Genomic DNA, 20,245 nt, shown 5'->3' with positions numbered 1-20,245 from the left:
TTAGGGACTCAGCCCCCGCCCTGGCAAGCCGCGGCGGCGACGGCCGGCCCTCCCCTACCCGTCCGCCCGCCCCATCGCGGCGGCGTTGCCGCCATGCAGGGCCTCGGCCTCCGGCGTCATGATCTCGGCGAAATCGGACATTTCATAGAGGGGACGGATCTCGATCTCGCTGGGGCCGGGCATGGGGTTCGGGCAGCGCTTCACCCATTCCACCGCCTCGTCCATGTCCTTCACCTCCCACATCCAGTAGCCGGCGACCAGCTCGCGCGTCTCGGCGAAGGGCCCGTCGATGACGGTGCGCGACGCCCCGTCGAAGGCCACCCGCTTGGCCTGCCTCGTCGGCTTCAGCCCGTCCCCGGCCAGCATCACCCCGGCTTTGATCAGCTCCTCGTTGAACTTCCCCATCTCGATCAGCAGCTCGGTGGAGGGCATGACACCGGCCTCGCTGTCAGCCGTCGCCTTCACGAACACCATCACTCGCATGGTCCAATCCCTTCCTGTAACGGAGACCCCATCGGCCTCCCTGTCCCTGCGACGAAGTTGCCCCATGGAAATCGACAGGGGCGAGACGATTTTTTTCCAGGGACGTGATTCGTTGCGGCGATGGTGATCGCTGAATTGCGCCCGCGGACGACCCGATCGACCTCACACCGGCCCGGCGATCAGCTTGCCCACCGCCCCGTCCGGAACGGAGTTCATACGGGACCGCTTCATCGGCGGCGCAGCACGGAGAAGGTCGCCATGCGGACGATCAGGATTTCCTTGTGGGGACTGCTGGCGCTGCTGACCCTGCTGTGGCTCACGGCCGAGTCCCCGGTGTTCCCATGGACCGGCTATTTTCCATTCCGCGCCAACATGGTCCAATACAGCGGCCTGATCGCCATGGGCTGCATGAGCGTGGGGATGATCCTGGCGCTGCGCCCCCGCTGGCCCGAGGCGTGGTTCGGGGGTCTGGACAAGATGTACCGCCTGCACAAGTGGCTGGGCATCGCCTTCCTCGTCTTCGCAATCATCCATTGGCTCTGGGCGCAGGGAACGAAATGGGCGGTTGGATGGGGGTGGCTGGACCGGCCGCAACGGGGGCCGCGGCCCGTCCTGGAGAACCTCGTCGAGCAGCAGTTCCAGAGCCTGCGCGGCATCGCCGAATGGGTCGGCGAGTGGGCCTTTTACGCAGCCGTGCTGCTGGTCGCGCTGGCGCTGCTCAATCGCTTTCCCTACCGGCTGTTCATCAAGACGCACCGCCTGCTGGCGGTGGCCTACCTGGTGCTGGTGCTCCATACCGTCGTGCTGATCAAGTTCGCCTACTGGAGCACGCCGATCGGCTGGGTGACGGCGCTGTTGCTCGCCGGAGGCACCTGGGCAGCCATCGTGGTGCTGTTGCGCCGCGTCGCCGCCGACCGGCGGGTTCCGGGCACGATCAGCGCCTTCCATTACTATCCCGGCGTGCACGCGCTCAAAGTGACGATCGAGGTGCCGCGGGGCTGGCCGGGGCACAAGGCGGGCCAGTTCGCCTTCGTCACCTCGGACGTCGCGGAGGGAGCCCATCCCTACACCATCGCCTCCGCCTGGAACGACACCGACCGCCACATCACGTTCGTGGTCAAGGAACTGGGTGACCACACCCGATGCCTGCGGGAGAAGCTGCGGGTCGGTCAGGCGGTGATGGTCGAAGGCCCATACGGCTGCTTCACCTTCGACGACACCTGCGCGCACCAGATCTGGGTGGGCGGCGGCATTGGCGTGACGCCCTTCATCGCCCGCATGAAGCACTTGGCGGCGGACCCTGGGCGGTTGCCGCAGACCGTCGATTTCTTCCACACGACCCGCGACTACGACGAGGAAGCGATCGCCAGGCTCACGGCTGACGCGGCGGCGGCGGGCGTGCGCCTGCATGTCCTCGTCGATGGCCGCGACGGCCGCCTGGACGGGGAGCGGATCCGCAAGACGGTTCCGGAATGGCGTGACACCAGCGTCTGGTTCTGCGGCCCGGCGGGCTTCGGGCAGGCGCTGCGGCGGGACTTGGCGGTGCGCGGCATGCCAGTGGACCAGCGCTTCCATCAGGAACTCTTCGCCATGCGATGAGCCCCGGCCGGGGCGGCAACCGATTCGGGCCGCCGACGCACGCTGGCGTCCGTCGTCCGAACGCGCCATCTTCCGGTCAGGGAGGCCGCAAGGGCCACGAACGACAGGGAAGACGGTCATGAGACTGGCGGAGGCGTTGCTGCACGCGCTGAAGGAGCGCGGGGCCGGGGCGGTGTTCGGGATTCCGGGGGATTTCGCGCTGCCGTTTTTCAAGGTGATGGAGGAAACCAGAATCCTGCCGCTGCACACGCTCAGCCATGAGCCGGCGGTGGGCTTCGCGGCGGACGGGGCGGCGCGGATCGGGTCAACGCTGGGGGTGGCGGCGGTCACCTACGGCGCCGGGGCGCTGAACATGGTCAACCCCATCGCCGCGGCCTTCGTGGAGAAGTCGCCGGTGGTGGTCGTCTCCGGCGCGCCGGGGCGGCACGAGGGGGCGTCGGGCCTGATGATCCATCATCAGGGCAAGACGCTGGACAGCCAGTTCCGCATCTATCAGGAGATCACCTGCGCCCAGGCCCGGCTGGACGATCCGGCGACCGCACCGGCGGAGATCGCGCGCGTGCTGGGCGCCTGCAAGGCGTGGTCGCAGCCGGTCTATCTGGAGCTTCCGCGCGACATGGTGTCGGCGGAGGTGTCGGCGGTCGGGGCCGATCCCGTGCTGGCGGTGGACGACGCCGCCGTCGCCGCGGCGGCCGAGGAGGTGCTGGCCCGCCTGAAGGCCGCCAAGGCCCCCGTGCTGATGGTCTGCGCGGAGGTGCGGCGCCATGGGCTTGAGAGCAAGGTGGCGGAACTGGCCCAGCGGCTGGGCGTGCCGGTGGTGACCACCTTCATGGGGCGCGGGCTGCTGTCGGCCGCACCCACCCCGCCGCTCGGCACCTATCTCGGCGTGGCCGGCGATCCGGAGATCACCCGGCTGGTGGAGGAGTCCGACGGGCTGTTCATGCTGGGGGCCATCCTCTGCGACACCAACTTCTCCATCTCCAAGGAGAAGATCGACATGCGCCGCAGCATCCACGCGGCCGACCGCCGGGTCACGCTGGGTTACCACAGCTACGCCGATATTCCGCTGGACCGGCTGGTCGACGCGCTGCTCGCCCGGCTGCCGGTCTCGACCCGCACCGGGACCAACCGCGGGCAGGAGGCGCCGACCGGGCTGAACCCCGACGACGGCCCCATCCACCCCATGGACATCGCCCGCGCGGTCAACGACCTCGCCCGCATGAGCGGGCCGATGCCCATCGCCTCGGACATCGGCGATTGCCTGTTCACCGCCATGGACATGCTGGACGACGGGCTGATGGCCCCCGGCGTCTACGCCGGCATGGGCTTCGGCGTGCCGGCCGGGATGGGGGCGCAGGCGGTGACCGGGCGGCGCATGCTGATCGTGGTGGGCGACGGCGCCTTCCAGATGACGGGGTGGGAGCTGGGCAATTGCCGGAAGCTGGGGCTCGACCCCATCGTCGTGGTCTTCAACAACACCAGTTGGGAGATGCTGCGCACCTTCCAACCGGAAAGCGGCTTCAACGATCTAGACGATTGGCGCTTCGCCGAGATGGCCGCGGCGATGGGCGGCGACGGGGTGCGGGTGACCACGCGGGGCGCGCTGCGCGACGCCTTGGCGAAGGCACACGCCACCCGCGGCCGCTTCCAGCTCATCGAGGCGATGATCCCGCGCGGCGTCCTGTCCGACACGCTCGCCCGTTTCGTGGCCGGAACGAAACGCACGCACACGCCGCAGCCGGGGGGATGAGGTGATGCGGAGGCCCCCCACCCAAACCCTCCCCCGCCGGGCGCTACGGCATGCACAGATCGATCCAAGCGCGGCAAAACTACCCCTCCCTCGCCTCCGGCGGTTGAGGGAGGGGCCCGGCCGAAGGCTGGGAGGGTGGGGGCTAGGTGTTCTCGATAAAGCCGTCGCCCCAGTTCTGCAACGGATGGGCGCTGGATTCGTGCAAGACCCAGCCCCCACCCGGCGTACTTCGGACGCCACCCTCCCCCGCCGGGGGCGAGGGAGGGTCGGTCACTCGGCATCGCCAGAACTGTGCATGCCGTAGCCGCTGGGCCGGGGAGGACTTTTCTCCTCCCCGGCCCAGCGGGGGGAGGTCGGGAGGGGGGCGCTGCGCGACCACTCACCCGCTCCCGCCTATCCGCCAACCCTGGCCGGCACCACCCGCCCGGCCGGCCCGCGCAGCCCCGGCGCGCTGTGGGCGTTGCGCCAGCGCACGAGATCCCGCACCGCCGCCGCGTCCACCCCGGCGAACGCCGCGAAGCCGCCCGGCGGCGGGTCGGCGGGTGTGACGGCCAGGGCGGCCATGCCCTCGGCCAGGGTGGCGAGTGTCACCGCGCGCACCCGCGCCCGAAGGCCGGTGTCCAGCGCGTCCGCATCCCCGCCAGCGATGATCGGGGCCAGCATGCTGTCGAAGGCACGCAGCGCCGGCTCGATGGCGACGCGATCGCAGCGGCAGCCCAGCAGCTCCGCCGTCTCCACCGCGTCGTCCAGGCGATCCGCCGCGCTGTCGGGACCCGGCAGCAGCAGAACGCGCACCCGCTCCGCCCCCAGCGCGTCCACCGCCAGGGCGGCGGACAGCGCGCCGTCCAACCCGCCATTCAGCGGCACGACCGCACCGGCGAAGCCGTTCTTGTTGGCGTGGCCGGCCAGCCGCAGGGTCAGCGCACGGTACAGCGCCTCCGCCCCTTCCGTCGGGGCGATGCGTTCGCCCTCGGCGCAGATCCACGCGTCGTCGTCCCGCTCCCAGCGGGTCAGGACCAGATGCTCCTCGAAGGCAGTGGCCTGGACGCGCAGCGAGCGGTCGGCGCCGATGGCGAAGGAGGCGCCCTCGAACACCCGTCGGCCCTGCCCGCCCGCCGGGTTGACGCGGACCAGCGGCAACCCGCACTCGATCACCCGCACCACCGCGGCCTGCACGCGGCGGTCATGGCCGCCGGGCGCGAAGGGCTCGGCGTCCAGCACGGCCAGGATCTCGGCGCCGCTCTCGGCCAGCGTCTCCGCCACGTCGAGGGATTCCAGATCGGCGCCGGCCATGACGCCCAGCCGTACGCCGCGTACGCTCATCGGCCCCGGCACCGGCCCGGCGACAAAGGGGGCACCCTCCGGCCGGTGGTGGCGGAAGCGCAGGGTGGCGACCGCACCGCCGTCCAGCAGGACGAGGCCGCCGTGCGTGCGCCCGTCTTGCCGCCAGGGGGCGCCGATCAGCAGGGCCGGGCCGCCGTCCGCCGTCTCCGCCGCGAGCGCGCGTACACCCTCCTCGACCGCGTCGAGCAAAGCGGGGGCGAAGCCGCCATCGGGCGGCGGGCCGGACGCCGTCCATTCCGGGCAGAGCACGAGGTCGGCCCCGCGCGCCGCGGCCTCGGCGCGGGCGGTGCGCACGCGGTCGAGGTTGGCGGTGACGGCGCCCTCGGCGCAATCGAGCTGGGCCAGCGCGATGGAAATGCGGTCGGTCGTCATGGGCGGTCCTCGTCCCCGGATAGCGGGGGCCCCGTGATGGTCGTTCCGATTGCATATGGCACGCGGCGGAGAACACCGAAAGGGTGCCGCGACCCTATGTCCGTCGAAAGTGGTGACGCCTTCCGGACACACACGCCGGTGATCGTGCGTGCCGGGGGCATGGTCTTCCGGAGATCGCTTGCCCGTCCGGCGGAGTACCCCCTAGATGTCCGGGGCGTGCGGGCGGATCACCGGTCCACGCCCGATTCGCAACCAGAGCGTTAACGTATGGCCGACCCCGACGACATCCTCCGCCTCAACCGCAACTTCTACCGGGCCTTCGCCGAGCACGACTTCGAGGCCATGGACGAGCTGTGGGCGGACAGCCTGCCGGTGAGCTGCATCCACCCCGGCTGGCAGGCCCTGTTCGGGCGCGCCGACGTGATGACGAGCTGGCGCGACCTGATGCGGTCCGGGCCTGCGACGCCGATCGTTGCGCGGGCGGAACGGGTGAGCCTTTACCGCGACACCGCTCTGGTGCTGTGCGAGGAGGTGCTGAACGGCAGCGCCGTGCTCGCCGCCGCCAACCTCTTCGTGCGCGAGGACGGCGAATGGCGCCTCGCCCACCACCAGGCGAGCCCCCTCGCCCCCCGCCCGGAGGCGGAGCCGAAGCGCCGCCTCCACTGATCCGCTCGCCAGCCTAGGGCTGCATTTGGATCATGGTCCGGCTGTCGGCCCCGGTCTCCGGCCGCCGCAGCCGGGCCGCCCCGATCCCCGCCGCCAGCAGGGCGGTCCAGGCGATGCGGGCCTGATACCGGTCGTTCGGGTTGGACAGCGCACCGCAGACGAAGGCATTGCCGAGGATGCCCAGCACCACGGTCAGGGCCAGCCCCGCCGCCAGCCGGTCACGCCGGCGGAAGGCCCAAACCAGGACGGCCGGCGCCAGGAGGTACCCGGCGAAGGCCAACGGCACCTGGATGCGGTTGATGACGGTGAAGTCGATGCCACGTCTCTGTTCGCTCGCCCAGTAATCGGCCATGTCTTGCGGGTAATGCCGACCGATGACCTTCGGCATGAACGGATTGGTCTCGACCTTGTCGTCAGCGTGGATGGTGTCCAGCTTGATGACGCCGTCACCGGTCCTCACCATCAGAAGCTGATCCCAGGTCAGAACCGCGGCGGCCTTGACATGCTCCCACGGCAGCAGGCGCAGCGACTCGGACACGATGCGGTTCGACTCCTCCTGCACCTCCGGCGCCCAACCACCGATCCGGTAGAAGGTGCCGGGGAACCACAGGAACGCGTTGGCCGTCTTCGGCAGCCGGTCGCGGTAGGGGCAGAGCCGCAGCGTCACGCCTTGGGGGCAGACGATGTCCAGGTACTTCTTCGCGATGCCGTCCTGGACAATGCGTGCGAGCAGAAGATTGCCGGTGGACTGGCTGATGAAGACGCGTCCGGTCAGGGACCAGTTGGCCATGGCGGCCAACACCGCCCCGCCGACCACCACGAGGATCGGCAGCCCCACCCGCGCCGAAGCCCAACGCCAGCCGGGCAGCACCGCCAGCCACCGCAAAGCCAGGAACACCACGACAAGGCCGCCGCCGATCGCGATGTGGGAGGTGTGGACCCCGGTCGCCAGGACCAGGACCATGGCCATCGCCACACGCCGTGACCGGCCCATCCACGCCGGCCCGAAGGCGAGCGCCGCCATGCCGAGGACCAGCACCCCGGTGAAGGCATCCGCCATGATCTGCCCGGCGAACCAGGGAAGCGCCGTCAACAGGGAGACCGGAAGCACCAGGGGAACCAAGGCGATGCGGGCCCGCCACGGCGCGAAGGCATCGACGATCTCATGCAGCAGCCACGCCAGCAGAAGGCTCTGCACCGCCACCACCGCCCACAGCGTTCCGGCCATCACGCCGAAGACCGTCATCATGGTGTAGGAGACGGTGCGGAACACCGGCACATCGCCGGTGAAGGGCATGGCGATGTAGTCGGCGCTGTCCCAATACAGCAGCGGATAGCCGTTCCACAGCGCCGGAAGCGCCAGAAGGACGGCGGCCATCGCGACCGAAGCCACGGACAGCGCGGTTTCGCGCCACGGGAACTCAAAAGAAAGCCCAGCGCCGGAACGTCCGCCGGCGTCGATGACAACCGCTTCGCTCGTCATTCCCCCCCCGCCTCCGACCGTTCGGCCGACACCTTTTGATCGTCGAAACCATGAACCGAGCGCACGATGAAGAGCGGCCGGCCCTTCACCTCATTGAACACCCGGCCAAGGTAGTCGCCGATGATCCCCAGCGTGATCAGCTGAATCCCACCCAGGAACAGGATGGTCACGAGCAGCGATTCATATCCGGGAACGTCGATACCGAAGAGCAGGGTCCGCAGCAGCCGAATGACGATGTAAACGAAAGCGACGCCGGACACCACCATCCCGACGATGCTCCACACCCGCAGCGGAAATGTGGAAAAGGCGGTCAGCCCGTCGAAAGCCAGACGCAGGAGCTTCACGAACCCCCATTTCGCCTCACCGCCGACCCTTTCGCCCTGCAGATAGGGGATGCTGGTCTGGCGGAAACCGACCCAGGCGAAGATGCCCTTCATGAAGCGCGTGCGCTCCGGCATCCGGTTGATCACATCCACGACCTTGCGGTCCATCAGCCGGAAATCACCGGCCTCGCGCGGCAGCCGCACTTCGGACAGGTTGTCGAAGACCCAGTAGAAGGCCCTGGCAAACAGCCGGTGCCGGAAGCTCTGCCCGATCCGGGCGTGGCGCACGGCGACCACGACGTCGAAGCCTTCGCGCCATCGCGCGATCAGATCGGGGAGCAGCTCCGGTGGGTGCTGGAGGTCCGCGTCCATCGGAACGATCGCATCGCCGGTGGTGTGGCGAAGCCCCGCGGACAGTGCCAGTTCCTTGCCGAAATTGCGCGAAAGTTCGACGACCTTGATGCGGGGTTCGCGGCCATGGGCGGCGATCAGTCGATCGAGCGTGTTGTCGCGGCTGCCGTCATTGACGCACACGACTTCCCATGCCATGCCCAGCCGATCGAGCGTGGGGGTGAGGCGTTCGAACAAGGCATCGACGTTCTCGCCTTCGTTGTAGAAGGGAATCACGATCGACAGGCAGGGTCGGCCGGCGCCTTGGCCGGGCGGCAGAGTGCGCGGCGCCGCCGCTTCCTTGAGACCTGCGCCGGAGGAGGGATCGGTGAGGAGCATCGTGGGTGTCGGTATCGGTTCGGACTCGGCCGGGACTCGTGGCGGGCGAGGCCCCGGCTGGCCATCCACCCATAAGGCATATACCATGGCGCCGGCACCGGAGCAAAATGCTTGCTACCCAAACATTCGGATTGCCTCTGCGCGCACAGTGCAGGACTCCGAAATCCGATACCGACCCATCGGTACGGCGAACAGCGCCGCCCGAGGATTATTCCCCGAAATCGGGGTGCCCGTGTGCATCCCGCCCGCAGGACGCCTGCGGCGGTTCGACGCCGGTAGCCATGCCGGCCACCGGACTCCGCGCCGGGACTCCCGGCGTTCCGGAAAAACGCGCCGGCCACCGGCACTCCCCTTGCGGCGGTTGCCGTTCGTCGGGCAATAAGGGCGCGCAAGCCATTCCCACGCCCGCGGCCATGATCCTGACTCCGATACCCGCTGCCGATCTGCCAACCGCCATTGCCGGTTTCGCCGCCGCGTTGTCCGGCCACGCGACGGCGCTCGGCGCGTTCCGCCGCATCGCCGACACGTGGCCGGTCCGGCATGGCGTCGACACACCGGCCCAGCGCGCCGACGGTGTGGCGCTCGCCCATGCCCACGGCATCGGCACGCTCGACGAGAAGCCGAGTGCCAGCTTCATGTGGGACGGGTCGGTCATCCGCACCGACGTCGAGGCGACGGTCATCGTCCACGAGGTGGCTCATTGGCTCTGCGCTGCTCCTGAACGGCGCGGCCTGCTCGAATACGGACTGGGCCCCGGACCCGAAACCACCCTGCGTGCGGAAGCGCGCGGCCAGCAAGCCTTGACCTTCGAACAATGCATGCACGAGGAGCAGCAGACGTCGCTGCTCGGCATTCTTTGGGAGGCCGAACTCGGCCACCCCGCGATCCTGGCGTTTCTGGAACAGAACTGGATGGAAGGATGGGAGCGGCCGACCACCACCCGCTTCTTCATCGACCATGTGGAGACGCTCCACACCGCCGGGCTGATCGACGCCGACGGGCGCCCGGCCACCGTCCGCACCTGGGCCGACGAACGCCGGCGCCGGCGCCGGGCGGCATGACCAACGGTTTCACCCCGCACCAACGATAAGACACGGAGGCAGCACGAGATGACCGCCCGCACCCTGATCGCCGCCGCATCGGCTCTGGCCCTGTTCGCCGGGCCGGCGCTTGGCGCCGACGGATCGCTGAAGATCGGCATGATCACCACCCTGTCCGGGCCGGGCGCCGGTCTGGGCATCGACATCCGGGACGGGTTCCAACTCGCGCTGCAGCATCTCGGCGGCTCGCTCGGCGGCCTGAAGACCGAGGTGGTGGAGGCCGACGACCAGCAGAAGCCGGACGTGGCGGTCGGCCTGACCAACCGCATGGTCGAGCGTGACCGGGTGGATCTGGTGACCGGTGTGGTGTGGTCGAACCTGGCGCTCGCCATGATGCCGACGCTGGCGAACGCCAAGACCTTCTTCATCAGCCCCAACGCCGGCCCGTCGCAGCTCGCCGGTGCCCAGTGCAACCCGTACTTCTTCAACGTGGCTTGGCAGAACGACACCATCCACGAGGCGGTCGGCCAGCACGTGCAGGAGCGCGGGTTCAAGAAGGTCTATCTGATGGCCCCGAACTATCCGGCGGGCAAGGACGCGCTGGCCGGTTTCCGCCGCTACTACAAGGGCGGCGTGGCCGGGGAGGTGTACACCCAGGTCGGCCAGCTCGACTACGCCGCCGAACTGGCCCAGATCAAGGCCGCGCAGCCCGACGCCGTGTATGTGTTCTACCCCGGCGGGATGGGCATCAACTTCATCAAGCAGTTCGATCAGGCCGGTCTGAAGGGCAACGTGCCCCTGTTCGGTCCCGGGTTCTCCTTCGATCAGGACATCCTGGCCGCGGTGGGCGACGCCGCCCTCGGCGTGCGCAACAGCGCGCAGTGGAGCCCGGACATGGACAGCGCCGCGAACAAGCGCTTCGTGGCCGACTTCAAGGCGAAGCACAACCGCCTGCCGTCCATGTACGCCAGCCAGGGCTACGACGCCGCGTTGCTGATCGATGCCGCCATCAAGGCCACCGGCGGCAAGCTGGACGACAAGGATGCGCTGCGCGCCGCCTTCAAGACCGCCAAGTTCGACAGCGTGCGCGGCGAGGGTTTCCGCTTCAACAACAACCACTACCCCATCCAGAACGTGTATCTGCGCGAGGTGGTGAAGGGAGCGGACGGGACGGTGACAAACAAGACCGTCGGCACCGCCTTCACCAACCACGCCGACGCTTTCGCCAAGGACTGCGCGATGAAGTGAGGCCGGGATGCCAGACACCCGGACATGGATACCTTGCTGATCGCCGAGCAGGCGCTGAACGGGTTGCAGTTCGGCGTCATGCTCTTCCTGATGGCCGCCGGCCTGACGCTGGTGTTCGGGATCATGGACCTGATCAACCTGGCGCACGGGTCCTTTTACATGGTGGGCGCCTATCTGACGGCGGCCTTCGTCGGCGTCTTCGACCACTTCCTCCTGGCCCTGCTGGCGGCCGTGGCGCTGACCGCCCTGGTCGGGCTGGCGGTGGAGTGGACGGCGCTGCGCAGCTTCTACCGGCGTGATCACCTGGATCAGGTGCTGGCGACCTTCGGCCTGATCCTCTTCTTCAACGAGTTGGCGCGGATCATCTGGGGGCCGGTGCCGATCTTCCTGAACCCGCCGGCGGCGCTGGCGGGCACGGTCAACCTGTTCGGGCTGCAATACCCGGCGATCCGCCTCGCCATTCTCGGCGTCGGTGTCGCGGTGGCGCTGCTGCTCTGGCTGCTCATCGCGCGGACGCGGGTTGGCATGCTGATCCGCGCCGGGGCCACCAACCGCGAGATGGTCATGGCGCTGGGGGTGGACGTACGGCTGCTGTTCAGCCTCGTGTTCGCGCTGGGCGCGGGATTGGCGGGCCTGGCCGGGGCCATGGCCGGGCCGGTGCTGGCGGTGCAGGTGGGGATGGGGGAGCAGATCCTGATCCTCACCTTCGTGGTGATCGTGATCGGCGGTATCGGCTCGGTCCGCGGCGCGCTGGCCGGGGCGTTGCTGGTGGGCATGGTGGACACGCTGGGCCGCGCCACCTTGCCAGCCCTGTTCCGGCTTTTCCTGGATCCGGCCGCGGCGAACGGCGCCGGCGGGGCGGCGGCGTCCATGGCGATCTATGTGCTGATGGCCCTGGTGCTGGCGATCCGCCCGCGCGGCCTGTTTCCGGCGGGGTGAGGACGGATGACGCGCCCTCGCTTCGCCCTTCTTGTGATGCTCGCGGTCGGGCTGCTGCTGCCGGTGGTGGCCGCCTGGATGGGCGAGCCCTTCTACGTGCGGCTGGGGACCCGCATCCTGGTTTTCGCGCTGGCCGCGGTCAGCCTGGACCTGATCCTCGGCTACGGGGGGATGGTCAGCTTCGGTCATGCGGCCTTCGTCGGGGTCGGGGCGTATGTCGTGGGGGTGCTGTTCGTGCACGCGTCCGAATACACCCCGATCCTCGGCCTGACGGCGACGCAGAACGCGCTGATCGTCTGGCCGCTGGCGGCTGCCGTGGCGGCGCTGGCGGCGGTGCCGATCGGCCTGATCTCGCTGCGCACGACGGGTGTGCCCTTCATCATGATCACCCTCGCCTTCGCGCAGATGCTGTTCTACCTGATGACCGGGCTGAAGGCCTATGGCGGGGATGACGGCGTCGCGCTGTGGAACCGCAACGAGCTGCCGGACAGCCCGGCGCTGGCCGACAACACCGTCTTCTATTACGTGACATTGGGCATACTCGTGGCCGTGCTGGTCGCGGCGCACCGGATGGTGCGTTCGCGGTTCGGACGGGTGCTCCGCGGCGCCAAGGACAACGAGCGGCGCATGCGGGCGCTGGGCTTTCCGGTGACCCGGTACAAGCTAGCGGCCTTCGTGATCGCGGCAGCCATCGCCGGTCTGGCCGGGGCGCTGCTGGCCAACGCCACCCTGTTCGTCGGGCCGCAGTACCTGCATTGGAGCCGGTCGGGCGACCTGATCGTGATGGTCGTGCTGGGCGGCATGGGCACGCTGGCCGGCCCGGTGGTGGGGGCCGCGGCCCTGCTGCTGCTGGAGGAGTTCGTGCCGGAGCTGATGAACCTCGCCAAGCCCGGACTGGGCGAGCATTGGAAGATCGTGCTCGGTCCCGTGCTCCTGCTTCTGGTGCTGTACGCGCGGCGGGGGCTGTGGGGATGGATCGCGGGGTCGCGGCGATGAGCGCGCCGGCGGCCCTGGAGGTCCGGGATCTGGTCAAGCGTTTCGGCGGGCTTGCGGCCACCGACGGGCTGTCGCTGGCGGTCACGGCCGGGGAGCTGCACGCGCTGATCGGGCCGAACGGAGCCGGCAAGACCACGCTGATCGGCCAGCTTTCCGGGGAGCTGCGGCCGGACGCCGGCAGCGTACGCTTCCGGGACCGGGACGTCACCCGGCTGCCCGCCCACCGGCGGGCGGCCATGGGGCTGGCCCGCTCCTTCCAGATCACCTCGCTGTTCCCGAGTTTCAGCGTGCTGGACAATGTGGCGATGGCGGTCCAGGCGCACGCCGGGCACAGCTTCCGCTTCTGGAGGGACGCGGGGCGGGACCGGCGGCTGGGCGATCCGGCGCGCGCCGTATTGGAGCGGGTCGGCCTGTCGGCGCGGGCGGACGTGTACGCGTCCGATCTCGCCCATGGGGAGGCGCGGCAGCTCGAGCTCGCCATGGCGCTGGCGGGGGATCCCGCCCTGCTGCTGCTCGACGAGCCGATGGCCGGCTGCGGGCCGGAGGAGTCCGCGCGGATGGTGGAGCTGCTGCGGTCGTTGAAGGGCACGGTCACCATCCTGCTGGTCGAGCATGACATGGACGCGGTGTTCGCGCTCGCCGACCGCATCACCGTGCTGGTCCGCGGTCGGGCGCTCGCCACCGGGACTCCCGCGGCGATCCGCTCGGACCCGGCGGTGCGCGAGGCGTATCTGGGTGGGGAGGCCGCGTGATGCTGCGGGTGACCGGCCTGACCGCCTTCTACGGCCGCAGCCAGGCGCTGTTCGGCATGGAACTCGCCGTGGGCGCCGGCGAGGTGGCGACGCTGCTCGGCCGCAATGGCATGGGCAAGACCACCACCATCCGCAGCATCCTCGGCCTGCTCCCCCCCGCCGCCGGCCGGGTGGAATTCGGCGGGCGGGAGCTGGCGGGGCTGCCGCCGCACCGCATCGCGCGGGCCGGCATCGCGCTGGTGCCGGAGGGGCGGCAGGTCTTCCCGACCCTGACCGTGCACGAGAACCTGATCGCCACCGCGGCCAACCGGCTGGACCGCCGCCCGCCCTGGACCGCGGAGCGGGTGTACGCGCTGTTCCCCAAGCTGCTGGAGCGGCGGAACGCGGTTGCCCGCACGCTGTCCGGCGGCGAGCAGCAGATGCTGGCGGTGGGCCGCGCGCTGCTGACCAACCCCGCCCTGCTGATCCTGGACGAGGCGACCGAGGGTCTGGCCCCGCTGGTGCGCGCGGAGATCTGGCGCTGTCTGGCCGGGCTGAAGGCCGAGGGGCAGGCCATCCTGGTGGTGGATAAGAACCTGTCGGCGCTGATGGATCTGGCCGACCGGCACCATGTGATCGAGAAGGGCCGGCTGGTGTGGACCGGCCGCTCCGCCGAGCTCGCCGCCCAACCGGAGCTGCAGCACCGGTATCTCGGCGTGTGACCCTCGTCAGCCGGAATTTTTCGAGGAGCGACCGGGCCGGTGCCGGCCCGCCACCGTTCATGCAGGGCAGCACGCGCGCGCCCCAGACCGGACGAGGCCGACCATGAAGCTCTTCGAATGCCAGCATTGCGGACAACCGCTCTATTTCGAGAACACGCTGTGCGAAAGCTGCGGACGGCGGCTCGGCTACCTGCCCGACCGCGGCACCCTGTCGGCGCTGGAGCCGGACGGCGACCATTGGCGGGCGCTGGCCGATCCGGGCACGCCGTACGTCTTCTGCGCCAACGCCGCGCACGACGCCTGCAACTGGATGGTGCCGGCCGACAGTGGCGAGACCTACTGCGCCGCCTGCGAGCACAACCGCACCATCCCCGACCTGTCGGACGAGGAGAATCTGGCCCGCTGGCGCCGGCTGGAGATGGCCAAGCACCACCTGTTCTATTCCCTGCTGCGGCTGGGTCTGCGCCCGAAGGCCTGCGCCCTGCACGACGACGGCGGGCTGTGCTTCGACTTCCTGACGGACGGGGTGGACGCGGACGGCAACCCGGTGCCCGTGCTGACCGGCCACGCCGAGGGACTGATCACCATCAACGTGGCCGAGGCCGACGACGCCGAACGCGAAAAGCGTCGCACGGCGATGGGTGAGCCCTACCGCACGCTGCTCGGCCACTTCCGCCACGAGGTCGGTCATTATTTCTGGGACCGGCTGGTGCGCGACACCGCCGCCATCGACTCCTTCCGCGCGCTCTTCGGCGACGAGCGGGAGGATTACGGCGAGGCGCTGAAGCGCCACTACGACCAGGGCCCGCCCGCCGACTGGCAGAACAGCTTCGTCAGCGCCTACGCCACCGCCCACCCGTGGGAGGACTGGGCGGAGACCTGGGCGCATTACCTGCACATCATCGACACGCTGGAGACGGCCCGCGCCTTCGGGCTGAAGGTGCGCCCGCGCATCCGCCTGGGGCACGAGCTGCAGGCCGAGGTCGATGCGGACCCGCACCGGGTCCGCGACATGGACGACCTGATCGACACCTGGCTGCCCCTGACCTACGCCGTCAACAGCCTGAACCGCAGCATGGGCCAGCCCGACCTCTACCCCTTCGTGCTGTCGCCGACGGCCATCGGGAAGCTGGCCTACGTCCATGATCTCGTGCGCAAGGGGGGCGGCTGAGCGGCGCTGCGACACGGGATCTAGCCAGGGCGGGCCGGCGCGGCTAAGGTCCGGCGCGTTTGCGCCGCGACAGTCCGGAGACCCGCCATGATCCCCCGCTACACCCGCCCCGAGATGGCCCGAATCTGGGAGCCGGAGAACCGGTTCCGCATCTGGTTCGAGATCGAGGCGCACGCCTGCGACGCGCAGGCCGAGCTGGGCGTCATCCCCAAGCACGCCGCCGAGGCCGTGTGGGAGCGCGGCAAGTGGGAGGTGGAGCGCATCGACGAGATCGAGCGGGAGACCCGGCACGACGTCATCGCCTTCCTGACCAATCTGGCCGAGCATGTCGGGCATGAGGCCCGCTTCGTGCACCAGGGCATGACCTCGTCGGACGTGCTCGACACCTGCCTGGCCGTCCAGCTCAAACAGGCGGGCGACCTGCTGATCCAGGATCTCGACGGGCTGCTGGCCGCGCTGAAGCGCCGCGCCTACGAGCACAAACACACCGTGACCATCGGCCGCAGCCACGGCATCCACGCCGAGCCGACCACCTTCGGGCTGAAGCTGGCCGGCCATTACGCCGCCTTCGCCCGCGCCCGCGCCCGGCTGGTGGCGGCGCGCGACGAGGTGGCGACCTGCGCCATCTCCGGCGCCGTCGGAACCTTCGCCAACATCGACCCGCATGTGGAGGCGCATGTCGCGGCCAAGCTGGGTCTGACGGTGGAGCCGCATTCCACCCAGGTGATCCCGCGCGACCGGCACGCCCAGTTCTTCGCCGTGCTGGGCGTTATCGCCTCGTCGCTGGAGAATCTGGCGGTGGAGATCCGCCATCTCCAGCGCACCGAGGTGCGCGAGGCGGAGGAATACTTCCACCCCGGCCAGAAGGGGTCGAGCGCCATGCCGCACAAGCGCAACCCCGTGCTGTCGGAGAACCTCACCGGCCTCGCCCGCATCGTCCGCGGCTATGTCGTGCCGGCGATGGAGAATGTGGCGCTGTGGCACGAGCGGGACATCTCCCACAGCTCGGTCGAGCGCATGATCGGCCCCGACGCCACCGTCACGCTGGACTTCGCGCTCGCCCGCGCCACCGGCATGATCGAGAAGCTGGTCGTCTATCCCGAGCGGATGCAGAAGAACCTGGACGATCTCGGCGGGCTGGTCTTTTCCCAGCGGGTGCTGCTCGCCCTCACCCAGGCCGGCATGAGCCGGGAGAACGCCTATCTGGCGGTGCAGCGCAACGCCATGCAGGTCTGGCGGCACGGCGGCAGCTTCCTCGACCTGCTGGCCGCCGATCATGACGTCGTGCAGCACATCAGCCGCGACGAGCTGGCCCCCATGTTCAACATGGCCTACCACACCAAGCATGTGGACACGATCTTCCGCCGCGTCTTCGGCGAGGGCTGAGACCGGCGCATCCCCGTGCGACATCGTGCGACGCTTTTTGGCGCCGTCGCGGAGTGTCGCACGGCGGGTGAAGGGGGATTTTGCCGACGCTTCAGGGGGTTGCGGCGGTTTGTCTGTGTGCGAACGTGCGACAGGGGTGTCGCACGGGGCCGGGCGCGACAACGCCGCCGCCTCCATCCGCGCCCACATCGCCTTCTGCCAGTCCGGCACCAGCGCCGCCGGCATGACATAGGCGTTGTTGCGCCGCAGCCGAGCGCGAGCCTCGGCGATCATCGCGTGGTATTCCCAGTAGGTCCGATACCGGAAGTCGTCCGCCTCCTTCCAGGCGTTGCGCAGCGCGTCCGGCCCGATGCCGAGCGAGTCCGACACCTGCCGCGGCGTGTAGCCGGCGGCGAGCGCGCGGGCGGCCCGCGCCCACACCCGGTCAGGCGTGCGCGAGCGCGGGACGAGCCGCCCCTCCCAGGCGCGGATGGCGGGCGGGCCGGGGATGGCGTCCGGCCCCGTATCGGGCAGGCGCCGGCCGCGCTTGGCGTGGCCGGCTTCCGCGCAGGCCACCCGCGGGTCGTTGGTGAGGAAGGCGATCCGCGTGAAGCTCTGGTAGAAGCCCAGCGCGGCCAGCCCCTGCGACCGGTCGCGCGGCACCGCCTTGGGACCGCGGCGCATGCCGGGAGCGACGGGCATCGGCGGGCCTCCCGGTGCCAGGTAAGGGGTTTTTGATCCTATATGAAGGAATAAAAATTCGCAAGAGCGGTGCGGCGGAGCCCGGAGGCAGGGGCGGCGCCTGCCCCCACGGGATCCGCCGTCCGTCCCCGCTCTCGCGGGTCTACGAGGGCTTGCCGATCTCGATCCGGCGGGCCGCGCTGCGAGCCTCCGGCGGTTTCGGCAGGGTCACGGTGAGGACGCCCTTGTCGAAGGCGGCGCGGACGCCGTCCGCCGGGTCGAAGGGCAGCCGGAAGGAGCGGGTGAAGGAACCGTGGCTCCGTTCGACCAAGTGGTACTGGTCCTTCTCCTCGTCCCGCTCCGACCGCTTCTCGCCGCGGATGGTCAGCAGCGACCCGTCGAGCACCACCTCGACGTCCTTCTCGTCCACACCCGGCAGATCGGCCTTGACGGTCAGCGCCTCGTCGTTCTCCGCCACGTCGAAGGCCGGATCCGGCAGGTCCGTGGCGCGGGCGGCGGCGGGCACGCCCCAGCTCCGCGTCATGTCGTCGATCATCCGGTCCATCTGCCGCCGCAGCCCGGTGAAAGGATCCTCCTCCACCCGCCGCACGCCGCGCCCACCGGCGCGGAAGGGATTCAGCGATGTCAGGTTCATGGCACCCTCCCGAAAGAGCGCACCGCACCTCCGCGGTGCCATGGGCGCATTGTAGCGCGCCTCGGCTTCGGCGAGGGTTGACAAGGATCAAAGACGGGAGCGGTACAACCACCGCTCCCGCTTCATCGCGATTTGGTGTATACTGGACGTTTACGGTGAAGGTTCCCTCCGCTCAACCGCCCCGAGGGATTCCAGGCGAGCGACCCAGGCGTGGAAGCGGGGGCATTCCGCCCGCAGCGTGGCGAGCGTGATGCGCTCCGCAATCGATGGGCCGTGCAGCACGGGATCGTAGCGGGGAAAGAGCCGGTGCAGTCTGGCCTTCGGAAAGCACTCCGGCCGGCTGTCGATCTCTTCCGGCGATGCGTAGCGGGAGCGTATCGCGTGGAGTTCCTGCGCCCGGCCGGAATCGCGCAGAGCCGCCGCCGTGATGTCCGGATGGCTGAACAGAAGAGCCTCGAAGTCATGCACCTGGATGTAGGGGATGATGGTCGGACAGATCGAACGGATGGCGTCCTCCAGTTGCGACGGCGACCGGTCGCCCCGACGCTTGAAGCCGTGGAAGTCGTACATGGTGCTGATCGCGTCGAAGGCCGGCGCGAGCCGCGGCAGCTCGTGGCGGAGCCGGTCCAGCGAGACGTTTCCATCGAGCGACACCGGGGTGGTGTACAGGCCGTGCGCCTGAAGGTGCGGAGCCAGCACGGATTGGACGAAGGCCCGCTCCGTCGCCCCTTCGACCGACAGAACCAGCCGGATCGTCACGGCGTTCCCCCGATGAGGTTCTTCCGCCAGAGGTCGCCCGGACCATACGCGTCGAGCCACGGTTCGACCTCGGCCTCCGTCAGGCGCCGGAACACCGACGCCTCGTCCACGCGGTCCACGATGATGAGGTCACGCCAGGGGATCTGGTTTGCCAGGGTGACCGACTGGGTGGAGGCGATGATCTGGGTGCGCGTGGACGCCGACCGCATCATCCCACCCAGCAGCTCGATCGCGTGGGGATGAAGGCCGAGTTCCGGTTCGTCGATCAGGATGGACGGAGCGGGATCGGGCTGGAGCAGCAGCGTCGCCAGGGCGATGAAGCGGAGGGTGCCGTCCGACAGGTCGTTGGCGTCGAAGTAGGCGTCCGTGCCCCGGTGCTTCCAGCGCAGCCGGATCTGGTCGGGCGCCAGCCGATCCGGCTCGAGAACGAAGTCGTGGAAGAAGGGGGCGATGCGCCGCACCGTTTCCACGATGTCAGCGTAGGCCGCCACGTCCTCCTGCCGGATGAGATGGAGGAATGCCGCGAGGTTGCCGGCATCGGGATGGAGCCAAGCGTTGTCGTGAATGTTGCAAGGTTTCTTGACCGCAGCGGTATCGCCCGTGTCGTGGAAGTGGTAGACGATCCACCCGCTCATGGTGAGCAGCACATGATCCGGGGCATCGTCGCCAAGATTGCCAGGACGTGGAAGGCCCGACTCTTTGGCGCCTCCGCGTACCAGCGTGTGGATCCAAAGCGGCTCAGCCGATTGCGGATCGGGGGACCTTTCCGAGCAAGTTTCCCATTCGAACACCAAGTCGCCATTCAACGATGGCACCAGGGAGAAGCTGTACGAGAACGGCCCAAAGTCAAATTCCGTAAATATGCTATCAGTAATTTTCGAGCCGAAATGCAGGAGTCGCTCGGCACCCCCCTGTCGGCTCACATGGAACTGCATGTCCTTGTTGAGGACATTGTGCATGAACCGGAAGAAGCCGATCAGGTTGGATTTTCCGGCGCCGTTCGGGCCGATGAGCAGGTTGAGTTCGCCGAAGGCAAGATCCATGGATCGGATCGACTTGAATCCCTGCAGAACCATCCGATCGAGTTTCAACGCCATCGCACGGCCCTCCTCGTGTCATGATAGGGCATCAACGCGCGCAGCGTAAGGCTGGGGCACACGGCCGCTCATGAATGGCGGCTGCGGCCATT

At 69.2% G+C, this 20,245-nt stretch carries 18 protein-coding genes; 11 read left to right on the top strand and 7 right to left on the bottom strand.

The features are described from left to right. Positions 1 to 54 precede the first annotated feature (54 nt). Positions 55 to 483: a YciI family protein gene (locus HL658_RS24255; protein ID WP_180283710.1), complete on the bottom strand. Its 429-nt coding sequence runs from the start codon at positions 481 to 483 to the stop codon at positions 55 to 57. A gap of 258 nt (positions 484 to 741) precedes the next feature. Between HL658_RS24255 and HL658_RS24250 the strand changes: the two genes are divergently transcribed. Further along, on the top strand, positions 742 to 2,082 hold the full coding sequence (locus HL658_RS24250) for a ferredoxin reductase family protein (RefSeq protein ID WP_180283709.1): 1,341 nt from the start codon (positions 742 to 744) through the stop codon (positions 2,080 to 2,082). Positions 2,083 to 2,200: 118 nt separating this feature from the next. Next, positions 2,201 to 3,832: an indolepyruvate/phenylpyruvate decarboxylase gene (gene ipdC, locus HL658_RS24245; protein WP_180283708.1), complete on the top strand. Its 1,632-nt coding sequence runs from the start codon at positions 2,201 to 2,203 to the stop codon at positions 3,830 to 3,832. Positions 3,833 to 4,225: 393 nt separating this feature from the next. On the opposite strand, the gene HL658_RS24240 is transcribed toward ipdC, so the two are convergent. Next, on the bottom strand, positions 4,226 to 5,548 hold the full coding sequence (locus tag HL658_RS24240; RefSeq protein ID WP_180283707.1) for a nitrilase-related carbon-nitrogen hydrolase: 1,323 nt from the start codon (positions 5,546 to 5,548) through the stop codon (positions 4,226 to 4,228). Between the two features lie 267 nt (positions 5,549 to 5,815). Between HL658_RS24240 and HL658_RS24235 the strand changes: the two genes are divergently transcribed. Then, a complete protein-coding gene (locus HL658_RS24235) occupies positions 5,816 to 6,214 on the top strand; it encodes a nuclear transport factor 2 family protein (RefSeq protein WP_180283706.1) in 399 nt (132 codons plus the stop codon). Between the two features lie 13 nt (positions 6,215 to 6,227). On the opposite strand, the gene HL658_RS24230 is transcribed toward HL658_RS24235, so the two are convergent. Both HL658_RS24230 and HL658_RS24225 read right to left on the bottom strand, forming a co-directional pair. Continuing rightward, complete coding sequence (locus HL658_RS24230; protein ID WP_180283705.1) at positions 6,228 to 7,607, bottom strand: hypothetical protein; 1,380 nt, start codon at positions 7,605 to 7,607, stop codon at positions 6,228 to 6,230. Positions 7,608 to 7,693: 86 nt separating this feature from the next. Continuing rightward, positions 7,694 to 8,749, bottom strand: a complete 1,056-nt coding sequence (locus HL658_RS24225; protein ID WP_180283704.1) for a glycosyltransferase family 2 protein — start codon at positions 8,747 to 8,749, stop codon at positions 7,694 to 7,696. A 281-nt stretch (positions 8,750 to 9,030) separates the two neighbouring features. On the opposite strand from HL658_RS24225, the gene HL658_RS24220 reads away from it, so the two are divergent. The 8 genes from HL658_RS24220 to purB all read left to right on the top strand — a co-directional run bounded on the left by HL658_RS24220 (position 9,031) and on the right by purB (position 16,982). Beyond that, positions 9,031 to 9,810: a hypothetical protein gene (locus HL658_RS24220; RefSeq protein WP_246337837.1), complete on the top strand. Its 780-nt coding sequence runs from the start codon at positions 9,031 to 9,033 to the stop codon at positions 9,808 to 9,810. Between the two features lie 48 nt (positions 9,811 to 9,858). Then, positions 9,859 to 11,037: an ABC transporter substrate-binding protein gene (locus HL658_RS24215; protein ID WP_180283703.1), complete on the top strand. Its 1,179-nt coding sequence runs from the start codon at positions 9,859 to 9,861 to the stop codon at positions 11,035 to 11,037. Between the two features lie 24 nt (positions 11,038 to 11,061). Further along, on the top strand, positions 11,062 to 11,976 hold the full coding sequence (locus tag HL658_RS24210; RefSeq protein ID WP_180283702.1) for a branched-chain amino acid ABC transporter permease: 915 nt from the start codon (positions 11,062 to 11,064) through the stop codon (positions 11,974 to 11,976). Positions 11,977 to 11,982: 6 nt separating this feature from the next. After that, on the top strand, positions 11,983 to 12,972 hold the full coding sequence (locus HL658_RS24205) for a branched-chain amino acid ABC transporter permease (RefSeq protein WP_180283701.1): 990 nt from the start codon (positions 11,983 to 11,985) through the stop codon (positions 12,970 to 12,972). Beyond that, on the top strand, positions 12,948 to 13,724 hold the full coding sequence (locus HL658_RS24200) for an ABC transporter ATP-binding protein (RefSeq protein ID WP_246337836.1): 777 nt from the start codon (positions 12,948 to 12,950) through the stop codon (positions 13,722 to 13,724). Before HL658_RS24205 ends, HL658_RS24200 begins: the two co-directional genes overlap by 25 nt. Continuing rightward, positions 13,724 to 14,425, top strand: a complete 702-nt coding sequence (locus tag HL658_RS24195; RefSeq protein ID WP_180283699.1) for an ABC transporter ATP-binding protein — start codon at positions 13,724 to 13,726, stop codon at positions 14,423 to 14,425. The genes HL658_RS24200 and HL658_RS24195 overlap by 1 nt, the downstream gene beginning before the upstream one ends. A 103-nt stretch (positions 14,426 to 14,528) precedes the next feature. Next, positions 14,529 to 15,596: a zinc-binding metallopeptidase family protein gene (locus HL658_RS24190; RefSeq protein ID WP_180283698.1), complete on the top strand. Its 1,068-nt coding sequence runs from the start codon at positions 14,529 to 14,531 to the stop codon at positions 15,594 to 15,596. 87 nt (positions 15,597 to 15,683) lie between these two features. Continuing rightward, positions 15,684 to 16,982 carry an adenylosuccinate lyase gene (gene purB, locus HL658_RS24185; protein WP_180283697.1) on the top strand — a complete coding sequence of 433 codons (1,299 nt, stop codon included), beginning with the start codon at positions 15,684 to 15,686 and terminating at the stop codon, positions 16,980 to 16,982. Between the two features lie 823 nt (positions 16,983 to 17,805). Here purB and HL658_RS24180 read toward each other — a convergent pair. The 3 genes from HL658_RS24180 to HL658_RS24170 form a co-directional block, all read right to left on the bottom strand. Continuing rightward, positions 17,806 to 18,297, bottom strand: coding sequence for an Hsp20/alpha crystallin family protein (locus HL658_RS24180; RefSeq protein ID WP_211109834.1), 492 nt, complete (start codon positions 18,295 to 18,297; stop codon positions 17,806 to 17,808). A gap of 150 nt (positions 18,298 to 18,447) precedes the next feature. Continuing rightward, positions 18,448 to 19,056 carry a DUF4276 family protein gene (locus HL658_RS24175; RefSeq protein WP_180283696.1) on the bottom strand — a complete coding sequence of 203 codons (609 nt, stop codon included), beginning with the start codon at positions 19,054 to 19,056 and terminating at the stop codon, positions 18,448 to 18,450. Next, positions 19,053 to 20,153 (bottom strand): AAA family ATPase, encoded by a 1,101-nt coding sequence (locus HL658_RS24170; RefSeq protein WP_180283695.1) that lies wholly within the window; start codon positions 20,151 to 20,153, stop codon positions 19,053 to 19,055. Before HL658_RS24170 ends, HL658_RS24175 begins: the two co-directional genes overlap by 4 nt. Positions 20,154 to 20,245 lie beyond the last annotated feature (92 nt).

Origin of the sequence: Azospirillum oleiclasticum (assembly GCF_013423485.1) — a bacterium.
In the GTDB taxonomy this organism is placed as follows: domain Bacteria; phylum Pseudomonadota; class Alphaproteobacteria; order Azospirillales; family Azospirillaceae; genus Azospirillum; species Azospirillum oleiclasticum.
Note: the sequence above shows the minus strand (reverse complement) of the source record. Positions and strands in the feature narration are given on the sequence as shown.